The organism is Sediminibacillus massiliensis (assembly GCF_900156915.1).
Taxonomy (GTDB): Bacteria; Bacillota; Bacilli; order Bacillales; family Amphibacillaceae; genus Sediminibacillus_A; species Sediminibacillus_A massiliensis.
In genome coordinates this window covers 2438330-2452696 of record NZ_LT732535.1, presented here as the reverse complement: position 1 = coordinate 2452696, position 14367 = coordinate 2438330, and the positions used below count along the sequence as shown (strand labels likewise).

12 protein-coding genes are annotated in these 14367 nt (G+C 42.4%); 9 read left to right on the top strand and 3 right to left on the bottom strand.

Going from position 1 to position 14367, the window contains the following annotated elements:
• Positions 1–21: 21 nt before the first annotated feature.
• Positions 22–189 carry an SE1832 family protein gene (locus tag CZ434_RS22190; protein WP_179107265.1) on the bottom strand — a complete coding sequence of 56 codons (168 nt, stop codon included), beginning with the start codon at positions 187–189 and terminating at the stop codon, positions 22–24.
• Positions 190–317: 128 nt separating this feature from the next.
• Here CZ434_RS22190 and CZ434_RS12950 point away from each other — a divergent pair, with 128 nt between their 5' ends.
• From CZ434_RS12950 to CZ434_RS12935, 4 genes are all read left to right on the top strand, one after another.
• Complete coding sequence (locus CZ434_RS12950) at positions 318–1181, top strand: GNAT family N-acetyltransferase (RefSeq protein WP_179107264.1); 864 nt, start codon at positions 318–320, stop codon at positions 1179–1181.
• A gap of 923 nt (positions 1182–2104) precedes the next feature.
• Positions 2105–2653, top strand: coding sequence for a TRAP transporter small permease (locus CZ434_RS12945; protein ID WP_095742923.1), 549 nt, complete (start codon positions 2105–2107; stop codon positions 2651–2653).
• Positions 2654–2688: 35 nt separating this feature from the next.
• Positions 2689–3963 (top strand): TRAP transporter large permease, encoded by a 1275-nt coding sequence (locus CZ434_RS12940; protein WP_077623529.1) that lies wholly within the window; start codon positions 2689–2691, stop codon positions 3961–3963.
• 44 nt (positions 3964–4007) lie between these two features.
• Entirely contained in the window at positions 4008–5117 is a 1110-nt protein-coding gene (locus tag CZ434_RS12935; protein WP_077623528.1) for a DctP family TRAP transporter solute-binding subunit, read from the top strand.
• 46 nt (positions 5118–5163) lie between these two features.
• Here CZ434_RS12935 and CZ434_RS12930 read toward each other — a convergent pair whose 3' ends face one another.
• Both CZ434_RS12930 and CZ434_RS12925 read right to left on the bottom strand, forming a co-directional pair.
• Positions 5164–6360, bottom strand: a complete 1197-nt coding sequence (locus CZ434_RS12930) for an MFS transporter (RefSeq protein WP_342745689.1) — start codon at positions 6358–6360, stop codon at positions 5164–5166.
• A 132-nt stretch (positions 6361–6492) separates the two neighbouring features.
• Entirely contained in the window at positions 6493–7581 is a 1089-nt protein-coding gene (locus tag CZ434_RS12925) for an AI-2E family transporter (protein ID WP_245830984.1), read from the bottom strand.
• Positions 7582–7809: 228 nt separating this feature from the next.
• Between CZ434_RS12925 and CZ434_RS12920 the strand changes: the two genes are divergently transcribed.
• The 5 genes from CZ434_RS12920 to CZ434_RS12900 all read left to right on the top strand — a co-directional run bounded on the left by CZ434_RS12920 (position 7810) and on the right by CZ434_RS12900 (position 14366).
• Positions 7810–9543 (top strand): phospho-sugar mutase, encoded by a 1734-nt coding sequence (locus tag CZ434_RS12920; RefSeq protein ID WP_077623526.1) that lies wholly within the window; start codon positions 7810–7812, stop codon positions 9541–9543.
• A gap of 300 nt (positions 9544–9843) precedes the next feature.
• Positions 9844–10611, top strand: a complete 768-nt coding sequence (locus tag CZ434_RS12915) for a TerC family protein (RefSeq protein WP_077623525.1) — start codon at positions 9844–9846, stop codon at positions 10609–10611.
• Between the two features lie 105 nt (positions 10612–10716).
• Positions 10717–11166, top strand: a complete 450-nt coding sequence (locus CZ434_RS12910) for an OsmC family protein (protein WP_077623524.1) — start codon at positions 10717–10719, stop codon at positions 11164–11166.
• Positions 11167–11389: 223 nt separating this feature from the next.
• The gene (locus CZ434_RS12905) at positions 11390–12406 is read left to right on the top strand and encodes a metal ABC transporter solute-binding protein, Zn/Mn family (RefSeq protein WP_077623523.1); all 1017 of its coding nucleotides are present in this window, start codon (positions 11390–11392) and stop codon (positions 12404–12406) included.
• Positions 12407–13124: 718 nt separating this feature from the next.
• Positions 13125–14366, top strand: a complete 1242-nt coding sequence (locus CZ434_RS12900) for an aminopeptidase (protein WP_077623522.1) — start codon at positions 13125–13127, stop codon at positions 14364–14366.
• Position 14367: the final 1 nt, after the last annotated feature.

Here is a 14367-nt window from a genome sequence, read left to right as displayed (position 1 = left end):
TTTCGTTGTCCGGGTTTCTGTTTACAGCTGTTTATTAAGCTCTGCCAATTCTTTTTCCATTTCTTCCAGCTGCTTTTCTGCATTTACTGTATTGCCGCCTACAGAATCGAGCTTCTCGATATCGGACTGAATCCTTACATAATCAGATTTCAGTTCTCTGATCCTGTCCTCAATTTCTTTTTTCGTCATCCGTATCACTCCTTATTTTAAAGCCTATGCCAATTACCGTTTCCAGTCAATAACACGTTATGTATAATATAATACATGCATATAAACTATTGTGTTAGTAACTTGTTTAGTTGAGGGGGATGGAAGATATGGAAGTGTTACTTAACAGCAATCCAGAAGATTTCTGTGAGAAGGCCGAGCCTTTACTGTTACCGAAAGAAGCGTGCAATAATCTGGCTTTGGGGTTACTGAACCGTCTTAAGGAAAATGTCCAGGGGCCAATGGAAGCTAAACCTTATTTGGGAATGGTGAAAAAGAAGGGAGAATTAATCTATATCTTTCTTCAGACCCCTCCGAATAATTTAATTCTTCCTGAAGTAGCAAATGCGGACGAGGCTGTATATGAGAAAATAGCTGAATACTTACATAAGCAGGGGATTGTGATACCAGGAGTGCTTGGTCCAAAAAAGGCAGCGTTAGCCTTTGCGACGCATTGGAGAAAATTGACAGGGGAAGCCTTTGAAGTGCATATGGAACAACTGATCTATCGACTTGAGAGTGTGAGTGTCAGGGCGGTGGATAAAGGCAGAGGCAGCTTGAAAAGAGCTGACAAAGAGCATCAAAATCTCATCATGAAATGGCTTGTTCTGTTTGGGCAGGAGGCTGGAGAGCCGATATTGGAAGTACAGGCGGAAAAAATGGCGGACAACTTTATCTCGACTGGTTCCTGTTATCTCTGGATGGTAGATCACAATCCTGTTGCAATGGTGAACCAATCGAGAAAATCAAAGAATGGCGTAACCATCAACGGAGTATATACCCCTAATGAGCACAAGCGAAAAGGATATGCAACAGCAGCAGTCGCAGCTCTTTCCCAGCAGTTGCTTGATCAAGGCTATTCATTTTGCAGTTTATATACGGATAAATCGAATCCAACTTCTAACAGTATATACAGTAAAATCGGCTATCAGCCGGTTGGAGAGTCCATCGTCTATCAATTTCAAACGACATAGTGATGTAACAAAAAAGAGCCAGCAGAAACCCTGTAGCTCTTTTTTTATCGTAATTCAAGTAGTCCTCTCGCTGACGCCGTGCCCAGGGAAAGCGAAGTGTTCAGCCTCCGCTGTTTGTAAGTTTCTGCATTTTGGGTAGAAAAATCTCTATAACTTCTCAACTGTTATTTCCTCTTACTATTACAGAATGCCGATACAAGCTGCGGTAAAATGCGAGACTCCTACGGGAAAGGAACAGTCTGAAGACCCCGCAGTTGGCGCTTTTTTGCCAGCGAGGACAAGTAAGGCTTCGACAGCGAAACATCGCACGCAGAAAATCGATTTGTATTTTCAAGGAGGCTGAAGCGTTCCCCGTGGAAAGCGAGTATTTTACCGCAGCGCCGGGTTGGCACTTAACCTGTAAAGGATTACAGAAAGTCTCTCTAAGGTGAATGGTCACTATGTCGCAGTTTCCCTCAACTGTATAAATTCCTATAAATCATTTAAAGCAGTCCGGAATGTGTCTGATCGAAAGAATAAAAGAGAGGTTTAGGCGGCGAGGGGAGTGGGTATTTATTACTAACCACTCTTTTTCCAAAAACGGCAGGTGGAGCATACGGCAACTATTTGGAGTATATAGCTTTATATTTAAAGGAGAGCAGCACATAGTCAACTCAGGCATATATTTATCGGATAATTATGAAAAATAAGTGAAAATACAATTTGAGACCCTTGAAACATTTCTGTAACATGAAAGGTATCTGGAAGTAGAAACCCAATAATTCCTTGGTTTTTCCAGATGCATATAGGAAAAAAGTTGAGTGTAAAAGCAACAGTCAGCTCGGAAATAGGAAAGTAGATATACATAACGAAAGCAGACTTAGGAAAAGTCTTACCGTAAACATTAAAAAAACTCTCCTAAAAATAGAGGAGGAAGACAAGCGTTGAAATTCTTTAGAGCAATTGACAAATTTATATTAAAGTTGGAAGAAATTATCCTTAGCTATGCTGTGCTCCTGATTGCAGTCATGGTTGTCGGCAATGTACTAAGCCGGGCTATCACCGGTTCCAGCTGGTCGTTCTCCAATGAGATCAGTAAATTTGCCATCGTTTTAGCTACCTTTATGGGAATCTCCTATGCGGCCCGGAAAGGACGGCATATCAGTATGTCGGCTTTCTATGATTTGGCTCCTTTTAAAGTACGTAAAGCACTGGCGATATTTATACCTGCCGTGACAGCCATTATCCTTTTCGTACTTACCTATTATTCTTCCTTACATGTTATATCAATCTATGAAAGCGGAAGGGTAACTACCGCTCTTCAATTGCCGTCCTACTACATCTCCATATTCATACCGATCGGGCTCTTTATGGGCGGTATCCAGTATCTTCGAAATGTGTGGATTAACATTCGGGAAAAAGAGGTTTACTTAGGTACAGATCTTAAAGACTATAACGATGATTCTAGTGTGACAGATCAGACACATGTTTAATATTTACTAAAATACGCAGAAGAAAGGAACTGAAAATGCTAGCCACATTGATGACGGTTATGATCGTCTTATTGTTATTGAATTTTCCAATGATGATTCCGCTGATCGCGGCGCCATTGGTCATCCTGTTTATATATTTTCCAATGATGGATCCTATGCTGATGATGCGCCAGCTGGAAACAGGGATTGAAGCCTATGTATTATTGGCTGTTCCGTTGTTTATCCTGGCAGCAGACATTATGACAACTGGTAAAACGTCCAACAGACTGCTGGATTTCATCGGTTCATTTGTAGCCCATATGCGGGGCGGTTATGCAATTACCACCTCGGCGGCTTGTACGTTGTTTGGTGCAATATCCGGTTCCACCCAGGCAACAGTAGTTGCTATCGGAACACCGATGCGCCAGAGGTTATTAAAGGCAGGCTATAAAGACTCAAGTGCCATCGCCCTCATTATAAATTCCAGTGACATAGCATTGCTCGTTCCACCGAGCATTGGAATGATCATGTATGCCCTTGTTTCGGGAACGTCAGTAGGCGATTTGTTCCTAGCAGGGATAATACCAGGTATTCTCGTATTCCTCAGCTTTGCTATTTATAGTTACATATATGCAAAAGTGAAAAACATTCCATTGGCGGAAAAGGCGACTTGGAAGGAAAGATGGATGTTTACAAGAAAAGCTTTATTGCCGCTTGGGTTTCCAGTAATAATTATCGGCGGGCTTTATTCAGGGATTTTTAGTGCGACAGAGGCAGCAGGTGTTTCCGTTCTTTATGCATTCATACTGGAAGTTATTATTTACCGTTCAATAAAACTTTCCGATATGCCGAAAGTGGCATTGTCGACAGGGTTGGTAACATCGGCGGTATTCGTTCTGGTGGCCGGTGGACAAGCGTTCACTTGGATGATTTCCTTTGCCAGAATACCGCAGATTGTGTCAGATGCAGTGTTGGGAACCGATCCTAGTGCCATTTACGTGTTGATTATGGTGTCTATATTCTTTTTCATAGGATGTATGTTTGTGGATCCTATCGTAGTTATTCTAGTATTGACGCCTATATTCATGCCTGTAGCAGAATCCGCAGGAATTGATCCGGTACATTTAGGGATCATTATTACCTTCCAGGCAGCATTAGGTTCTGCAACACCGCCATTTGGTGTCGATATATTTACGGCCAGTGCTGTCTTCCAAAAATCGTACCTCGATGTAATCCGGGGGACACCACCTTTTATCGTTATTTTATTAATAGTGGGGGCACTACTTATAGGTTTTGAGGAAATCTCACTCGCTTACCGCTTCTTTCAGTAGGTAGCGTGTAGATTCACATAAAAATTTCTTAGGGGGTAATTGTTATTTTTAAAAAATACTTATTTGGTTTAATCGCCATTCTATCAATCAGCTTTGTCTTAGTTGCTTGTGGCGGCAATGGGGATTCCGGAGAAGAAGCAGGCGGAGGAGACAGCTCCGGCGGAGACGAAGGTTCCTCAGAAGACACCTCAAACATTGAAGCACAAACTTGGCGTTTTGTAACAGAAGAAGTTCAAGGCCAGGTGCAATATGAATATGCTGCAGAATTTGCAGATAGAATCAGTGAGAAAACAGATGGAAAAATCACCGTCGAACCATATGAATATGGTGGTTTGGGAAGTGAAAGCGACCAAGTGGAATTACTGCAAAACGGCGGTGTAGAAATGGCAGTCATGTCTCCAGGTTTTACTGGAAACATGGTAGCAGAAGGGCAAGTATTTGCTTTGCATTTCCTTTTCCCGGATGATTTGCAAACAACGCAAGATATCTTAACAAACAGTGAAGCACTTAATACAGACTTGTCTGCAAGGTATGAAGAATTTGGCATTACACCACTAAGCTATTGGACTGAAGGTGCGATGCAATGGACAAGCAGTGATGTGAAGATTGATGAACCATCCGATTTCGAAAACTTCAAAATGAGAACCCAGACTTCTCCATTAATTTTGGAGTCCTACGAAGCATATGGGGCAGAGCCGACACCAATGAGCTGGAGTGAATTATACACTGCTCTTGACCGCGGTACAGTACAAGGTCAGGAAAATCCTATCTTCTTTATTGGAGATGCTTCTTTCCATGAAGTACAAGAGTATATGACTCTTTCCAATCATAACAACTATGTGGCGATGACTACGGTTAACACCGATTGGTTTAACGGCCTTTCAGAAGAAGTGCAAGGAATCGTAAATGAAACAGTCGATGAAATGCAGGATTGGGTATTCGAGGAGCAGAATAAGCAAAATGAAGAGTTCCTGGAAACAATCAAGAACGACGACAACAACCCTACTGAAGTTGTTGAGCTGACAGAAGAACAACGCCAGGCATTCAAAGATGAAGCCATGCCTGTTCGCGATTTCTACAGAGAAGAAGTATCCACTGTGGATGGTGAAATTTTAGACAAGCTGGAAGAAGAGATCCAAGCTGCAACAGAATAATGGAAAAAAACCCGGACTGAGCGCGCTATGCCTAGTCCGGGTTTTTTTAGGAACGGGCAGCTTCGTTCCATGGCTGGGTTTGTTTTCGCGAATCGATGTAAGTCAATCCCAAAACCACGAGGAATAAGAAGCTGGAGATTTGGAATAGTACTGCAGTACTCACAAATGCATGAATGGAACCGAGCACGACAGCACTTAAGCCAATGCCGAAATCGATACAGGAATAAAACATGCCATTTGCAATCCCGCTTCGTTCGGGATCTGTCTTGGAGATGATCCATGCTTGTAATGCGGGAAGCATGGAACCATATCCAATACCGAACAAACTGCCGGAGATAATCAGGTGCCAGTTGGTTGTGGCAAGTGACAAAATCCACATGGCAATAAAGGCGAGAATCGTACAGGCCATAATCAGGATCCAAGGACCTTTCCTATCAAAAAGCTTCCCGGTAATCGGTCTGCTTGCTGTAGCAAACCCTGCATTGAACAAATAGAAGAGAAATGTGCCGGCCAATCCTCTCTCTTCACCGAATATGACCAGATAAGTCACGATTGCTCCATAACCAAATGTTGCAAAAAATGTAACAAGGGCAGGATAGATGCTTTTCTTTTCTATCAAAGACCCAAAGAAAGAAAACTTCTGTTTATTCAGCCGGTTTTCTTTTACCGATTCAGGTGTCTGAAAATCAGTCAACATAAACAGGATCAATGCCACAACCCCAAGTATGATTGATATCCAAATCAACAGATTGAAAGTATAATGCTGATAGACATAGATACCGACACTGGGAGCCATAATCATACCTATGGTAATCGATAAACCGAAGTAGCCCATCCCTTCTCCGACGCGTTTTCTCGGCACGATATCAACAGCGGCGGTGCCATTGACGGTAGTAGACCAGCCCCATGCCGCTCCATGAAAGAACCGGAGCACTAATAGAAGGACGACAATTTGTGTTAATGGATACAAGACGGTCATTGCAAGCAGAGCGATTGATCCTGCTATCACCAGAGGTTTTCTCTTCTGACTGAGCAGTATATGACCGATAAAAGGACGGATCAAGATGGCGGAAATGGAAAACATGGTCGTAACCAACCCAATTTGAATGTTACTGCCACCGATTGATTCAATATAAGGAGGCAGGTTTGGCAATAGCATTTGAAAGCTCATAAAAGTAAATAAGTTCGCTAGCACAAGAAAAATAAACGGCCGTGTCCACAACTGTTCTTTATTTGTCTGCATACATGACATCCTCTTTCCTTTATTTCGTGTCTGGAAACTTTTTTCATTGTATCAGGATAAGGGAAAAAAGCAACAAATCCAACCCGAAGAAAAGGCCCTCTCCTAAGACATGAGAGGGCTTTTCTATATCGATTATATAATATTTTGCTCGTCTTCAGGCTGCTTTCTTTTCCACTCTCCATAGAAGTGAGAGACAATTGTTTTTACAACGGCGTATGCAGGGATGATGAACAGCAAGCCAAGAAAGCCTGCAATACTGCCTGCAGCAAGAATCAACGTGATAATAGTCAAGGGATGTAGTTCAAGCACTCTGCCCATCACATTCGGAGAAATCAGATTGCTTTCAATCTGTTGGGCAATTACCATTACTAGAATGGCCCAGACAGCAAGCATCGGGTCTTCAAAAAATCCGACGATAATAGCAGGGATCGCCGATAAAAACGGACCTACGAACGGAATGAAGTTCATTACAAGTCCGAACAAGGCTAAAGTAAGCGAATAAGGGAGACCGATAATAACATAGCCGATATAAAGCATAATCCCTACACAAACACTTACGATGAACTGTCCTTGGATGAAGGAAGCAAGTGTATGATTTATCCCGTCCATCAATCTACGGAAGCTTGTTGCTTTGTTTTTACTCAAGAAGTTGGATAAAAATGGTACTAATTTTTCTCCATCTTTAAGCATGAAAAACAAAAAGAAGGGTATTAATACAAAGGCGAACAGGAAACCGAATAACTGTGTCAAAAAATCAATCAAAAATGAAATGATATTTTGTGCATACGTATTTAAATTGTTCGTGATTTCTTCTATGGTGCTGTCCAGTTGTGAAGGCATGATATCTTGGTTGTTCCGCCACTCATCAATCAGAGATTCCCCGTTCTCTACCATTACGGGCAGATTGTCGGTCAATCTAGTAAACTGCTGCTGGACAATAGGAGCAATAAAATTGATAGATAACCAGATAAACCCAATAATCAGCAGGAAAACAATAAAAATTGCTAAGACTCTATGTATCTTGTAGCGTTCCAGCCAATTAACCAGTGGTTTGGTAATATAATACAATGCTCCTGCACCTATAATTGGAACAGCTATGGCGGTCAAGTAGGCGCCTACAGGGGCGAATATGAAGCTTGTAATCGAAATGAAGTAAATGAGCATGAACACAAGTATAGAGACAATCAGGGCTTGAAACCATCTCTTATGTAATAAATTCACAGAAACCACAACCTTATTCAATGGGATTATTTCTCATTATATAATACTTTAAATTACTTGCATAAATTATTTTCAGAGCCCAAGTCTTTGGCGATTTTTTAACAGCATGCCCGATAGCTTCCATTTATAAACCCAGTGCCGTCTGAAAGACTATTTTACATAGAACAATAGAATTATATATGGTAAAATTTTATAAAACAGTAAGCTGAATACTAAAGGAGGATTTTCATGTCTTGGCAGGATACGTATAAAAAATGGCTCGACTTTGTGACAATCGACGAATCATTAAAAAAGCAACTGGATGAAATGCAAGGTTCTGATAAGGAATTGGAGGATGCATTTTATAAAGAGTTGACATTTGGTACCGGCGGCATGCGCGGCATGTTAGGCCCTGGAACAAACCGGATGAACATCTATACTATTCGGAAAGCGGTAGAAGGGCTTGCTAATTATTTGAGCGATTCAGTTGCCGATGCAGCTGAAAAAGGTGTGGCGGTAGCATATGATTCCAGATACATGTCCAGGGAATTCGCGGTTGAAACAGCAAAAGTACTCGGTGCCCATGGCATCAGATCATATGTATTTGAATCATTGCGTCCAACTCCTGTGCTCTCATTTGCGGTAAGACATTTGAAAGCTGCCGGGGGTGTTATGATTACGGCGAGCCACAACCCTCCTGAATACAACGGCTTTAAAGTCTATAACAGTGATGGTGGGCAGCTTCCTCCAGCAGAGGCAGCTGATGTAATTGCCAAAGTACAGGAAGTCGACAATGAATTGACTGTCCCGGTAGTTGAAGAAAGCGAACTGGCTGATAAAGGTTTGTTGAACTGGATCGGCGAAAGTGTTGATAAAGCGTATCTTAGTGAATTGAAACAAATTTCTAAATTGACTGCTGAGGAAATCGCTGAACATCCACTTCAAATCGTATTCACCCCACTGCATGGTACTGCCCATGATACGGTGTTGAACGGTTTCAAACAATTAGGATTTGAAAATGTACACGTGGTAAAGGAACAGGCAATTCCGGACCCTGAATTCTCTACAGTTGCCTCTCCGAATCCAGAGGAACACCAGGCGTTCACACTAGCAATCGAAGAAGGCAAGAAGCACGGTGCCGATATACTTGTAGGTACCGACCCTGATGCAGACAGACTGGGAGTAGCTGTACAAGATGGAAACGGTTCTTATCAAGTATTGACAGGAAATCAGCTTGGTACTTTGATGTTGGATTATTTATTGTCACATACTGATGAAGCAGGAAGAGAAAACGGAAAACTGATTAAAACAATCGTGACAACAGAAATGGGAAGAGCTGTCGCCGAACACTATGGCGTAGACACAATTGATACATTGACAGGTTTTAAATTCATTGGAGAGAAGATCAAGGAATTTGAATCAACTAACGACAAATTCCTGTTTGGATATGAAGAAAGCTATGGCTATCTAATCGGAGATTTTGTCAGAGACAAGGATGCTGTCCAATCTACAATGATTGCTGCGGAAATGGCCAGCTATTGGAAAGCGAAAGGAAAAACATTATTAGAGGCGCTTGAAGAACTCTATCAAACCCACGGCTATTATTTCGAAGACATGTCATCTTTGACTTTAAAAGGGAAAGATGGAGCAGAAAAAATAGCAACGATAATGGAAGAAGTAAGAAAAAATCCTTTACAAGAAATCGGTGGATTGAAAGTTTCTACTGTGGAAGATTACCAGTCATCAGAACGTCTATATCTTGATTCTAAAAACGTAGAAAAGATCGACCTTCCTGTTGAGAATGTAGTCAAGTATTTACTGGAAAAAGACAGTTGGGTTTGTCTTCGTCCATCTGGTACAGAGCCAAAAATTAAATGCTATTTCGGCGTTTCTGGCAACAGCAGGGAAGAAAGCCAAAAATTATTGACCCAACTCAAAGAACAGATGAACAGCCGGATCGACTCGATTGTGAATAATGGATAAAGATATTTCTCCGGTGTTTTTGAATAACCGCGGGACCGGCAGGGTATAGAAATACAAAATGGCGGTCCGTGTAAGCAATGACGAAATCTTTTCGTTGACTTTTTAGAAGGTTATGATTATGATATAACCAACTAAAGGGGAGTAGCTGTACAATTTAAGTCGTCATTTCGAGAGCAATCTCCGGCTTAATTGGCAACCATCGTTGTTAGCGAGACCTTTACCGCCATGGTAAAGGTCTTTTTTAATGGCCTTTACCGTCAATGGTGGGGTCATTTTTGTTTGGAAAAGGAGTGTTTTACAATGGATGCACAATTACTTATCGAGTATGGCTGGGTATTGTTGGTTTTGATTGGCTTGGAAGGAATTCTTGCCGCGGACAATGCTTTAGTGCTGGCAATTATGGTTAAGCATCTGCCTGATGAACAAAGAAAGAAAGCCCTGTTTTACGGTCTTGCAGGTGCCTTCATTCTCCGGTTTGGGTCCTTATTTATTATCTCTTTTCTCGTCGACGTGTGGCAGGTCCAGGCACTCGGTGCAGCTTACTTGCTATTCATTTCCGGAAAGAATCTCTATGATATCTACTTCAAAAAGAAAAATGATGCTGATGTGGAAGCTAAGGAAGCGAAAGGCAGCGGATTCTGGATGACAGTCTTGAAGGTTGAGGTAGCCGACCTGGCATTCGCCGTAGATTCCATTTTGGCTGCTGTGGCATTGGCAGTCGCTCTTCCTGTAACCGGACTGCCAAACGTAGGCAGCCTTGATGGCGGACAGTTTGCCGTTGTATTGGCGGGCGGAATGATTGGCCTTATTATCATGAGATTTGCTGCAAATGTTTTTGTTAAGTTATTGCATGATCGTCCTGGTTTGGAAGCGGCTGCCTTCTTTATTGTTGGATGGGTAGGGGTGAAGCTTGTCATCACCGTTCTCGGCCATGATGCAATCCACGTGTTGCCGCATGATTTTGCCCATTCTACCACATGGAAAATCTTTTTCTATGGAGTATTGGTTGCCATTGCAGTAGCAGGATGGTTTCTGTCAGGAAAGAACAAAAAGAAACAGGAAGCATAATATTCAAGAAAAGACTGCTCTTGCTGGAGCAGTCTTTTTGTGTTAAAGCCCGAGCAATTATAAAATGGAACAGAACTATTTAGATACAGGAAGGGGCAAGACAAAATGGCAGAACATCATTTTCATTTAAACGCAGAATGGCCGGGAGGGAGAAACAACGTCGGCCGAATAGAAGCTGGAAATTTAAAAACGGAGATTTCTATCCCCCCTGAAATGGATGGGCCGGGTATTGGAACCAACCCAGATGAAATGCTGCTTGGTGCTGCCTCAACATGCTATATCATCACATTGGGAGCGATGATGGAGAGAGCATCGCTGCCGCTCAAAACTATGGAACTTCAATCGGTAGGCGTAGTGGACGTCACGAATGGCGTTTTTACTTATAAGAAAATCATTCATCGACCGACTGTAGTTCTTAAAGAAGGCAGTTCACCAGAAGAATTGCAAAAAACGAAACAACTCGTGGAAAAAGCTGAACAGTCTTGCATGATTTCCAGAGCCGTACAGGGAAATGTTTCGTTACAACTAGAACCGAATGTATCAATAGCCTCCTAACAAGCTGTCGAGATAATCGACAGCTTTTCTTTTTGGAAAATGGAGATAATCACTTCATCTCCATCAAAGACTCCTTTTCAATATTGGTAATGATTGAATTGTACATAGGTCCAGGAGTAATCAAGTATAAATTATAAAGCGTAATAATTACTATTTACAAGTCGTAATCATTACGATATAATTTCGATTAGACTTAACATTTGCATTTAAGAGGAGGAAGAACATGAAAGGAAAAACGTTTTTTTTGCTTGCGTTTCTGCTAGCTATATTGACCGCTTGTAATACAGAGCAGGTCCAGCAAGAAGAAGCAGAAACAAAAGAAGAACAACTAAATGTCTATACAACACTTTATCCCTTACAGTTTTTTGCGGAGACAATTGGAGGAGACCAAGTAGAGGTACAGTCTATACTACCGCCGGGATCTGATGCTCATACATATGAGCCTACTTCCAGCACTATGATAGATATTGCGGAGTCGGATGCATTTATATATATTGGAGCTGGCATGGAGGCTTATGCTGACAGTATTTCAGAAGCAGTACAGGATGAAGATGTAAAATTGGTGGAAGCGGCAGACGGAGTTCCATTACTGGAATCTGGAGTAGAAGAACATGGGAGCGAAGAAGAGGACCATGGTCATGACCATGACCATCAAAGCGAAGAGGGTCATACTCATGAAGAGGATACCGAAGAAGGAGAAGCCGGACATGTGCATGGAGATGTTGATCCACACGTATGGCTGGACCCGGTTCGGTCGATTGCATTAGCAGAAAATATAAAAGATACCCTTGTATCTCTACAACCGGAGCAGGAAAGTCTCTTTGAGGAGAATTACGAACAATTGAAAACAAGATTACAAGAATTAGATGAAGAGTTTCATACTCTGATAGATGAACAGGAACAGAAAGATATATTAGTTTCTCATGCCGCTTATGGATATTGGGAACACGCATATGGGTTGAATCAAATTGCTATAGCCGGACTCTCTTCTTCCAGTGAGCCATCACAAAAGCAGATAGAAAGAATTATCGAAGAGGCAAAACATCATGGGATTGACACTATCTTGTTTGAGCAGAATGTTACACCGAGAGTAGCGGAAATCGTCCAAAAAGAAATCGGAGCCGAACCCGAGCGCATCCATAACCTGGCAGTGCTTACAGAAGAGGATATAGAAAATGAAGAAGATTACTTCACCCTAATGGAAAACAACATCCAAACACTTGTCAAAGCATTGCAATAGCTTATGAAAAACATCGTTATAGATAATAACAATAAACCACCACATGACTGGCCCCATCCTGAATCAGTCGAGTGCTACACGACCGCTACGGCAGAACACTTCGCATTCCGCGGGCGCGGCCCTCAGTAGGGGACTACCTGAATACTCATCCTTGCTCCCTTTGGGACTGCGATTACTCGCCCCATCTAAGACCTTTGCTGTTCTCACAAGTTAAGGAAGACTTCGTCAGCATGGCATCGCACGAAGAAAATCGTTTTGTATTTTCGAGGAGTCTACGTGTTCTGCCTCCGCTGTTAGGGGTCTTCTGCTGTTTGGTTGGAAATGCCCCATGTTACAGATATTTAAGGATTACTTATCACTTGAACAGATATCTACCCTAAGCGGAGGAAAAATGCGACACTCCTGGGGGAAGAGCAGCTTCCGAAGACCCCGCAGTGAGCGCTTTTTGCTCAAGAGGAGGCTGAGGTGCTGCCCCCGGAAAGGGAGTATTTTTCCGCAGCGCTGGACTACCATTCAATTTGAAAAGAATATGGGAGGAAGCTACACTGCTACCTGAGAGTTGTGTCCCAGATTGCCTCAACACCGCTGTTGATAAAGCCTGGTACTTTTGTGAGGACAAGTAAAAATAATGAGAATTGTTCATAAATTTATTTCGGATGCTACTCTTTTTCAGAAGTTTGTGAAATAATAGAAGAAAAAGAGAAGGGAAGATTTACCTATGACGACTCATCAGGAACAACTAGAGAAATATGCGAAGCTTGCTATACAAACAGGCGTCAATTTACAAGAAGGCCAGGGCTTAATCTTGAATGCACCAGTCGAGTCAGCCGAATTTGCTCGTATGGTTGTCAAGGAAGCTTACCACGCAGGAGCTGAAAATGTACATATTGAATGGGGAGACGACGATGTCACCTATATGAAAATGAAGCATGCTCCGATGGAAGTTCTCGAAAACTTTCCGAAGTGGCGTGCCGAAGGCCTTGAAGAAATGGTTAAGGATGGTTACGCATTACTAACAATCTATGGAACAAATCCAGACCTTTTGAAGGATATCGACGGCGACCGGATTGCTGCTGTCAACAAAGCCAGCGGAGAAGCACTGTCTGAATACAGAGATTATATTATGAACGACAAGGTCCGCTGGTCCATTGTTGGCTACCCTACACTTGCATGGGCGGAAAAGGTTTTTCCTGACCTGCCGACAGCAGAAGCGCAGGAGAAACTATGGGAAGAAATCTTCCGTATCTCCAGAGTCGACAAAGCTGATCCTGTGCAAGCTTGGGCGGATCACAACGAAACACTGCGCCAGGCGCGTGAATACTTGAACAAAAAGCAATACAAACAGCTAGTTTATAAGGCAGAGGGAACGGACTTGACGATTGACCTTCCTGAACGTCACATTTGGCATGGAGGTTCAGCAGTATCCTCGGACGGCGCTGCATTCAATCCGAACATGCCAACCGAAGAAGTATTTACGATGCCCCATAAGTATGGTGTCAACGGAACTGTGAAAAGTACGAAACCATTAAGTTATGGCGGTAATTTGATTGAGAATTTCACTTTGACATTCAAAGACGGCAAAGTTACAGACTTCTCTGCAGAACAGGGAGAAGATACATTGAAGCATTTACTCGATACTGATGAAGGCTCCCGCCGTTTAGGCGAGGTAGCACTTGTGCCGCATGAGTCGCCAATTTCCAAGTCGGGAATCATTTTCTTTAATACACTGTTTGATGAAAATGCATCCTGCCATTTGGCCTTAGGAAAAGCATATCCAACCAATATTGAAAACGGACCTGCCCTTTCAGAAGATGAAATGGATCAAAAAGGGGTTAACGACAGTATTAACCATGAAGATTTTATGATGGGAGCCTCCGACCTAGATATTGATGGAATCACGGCAGACGGGAATGCTGAACCTATATTCCGTAACGGCAGCTGGGCGATCACATTTGCATAAC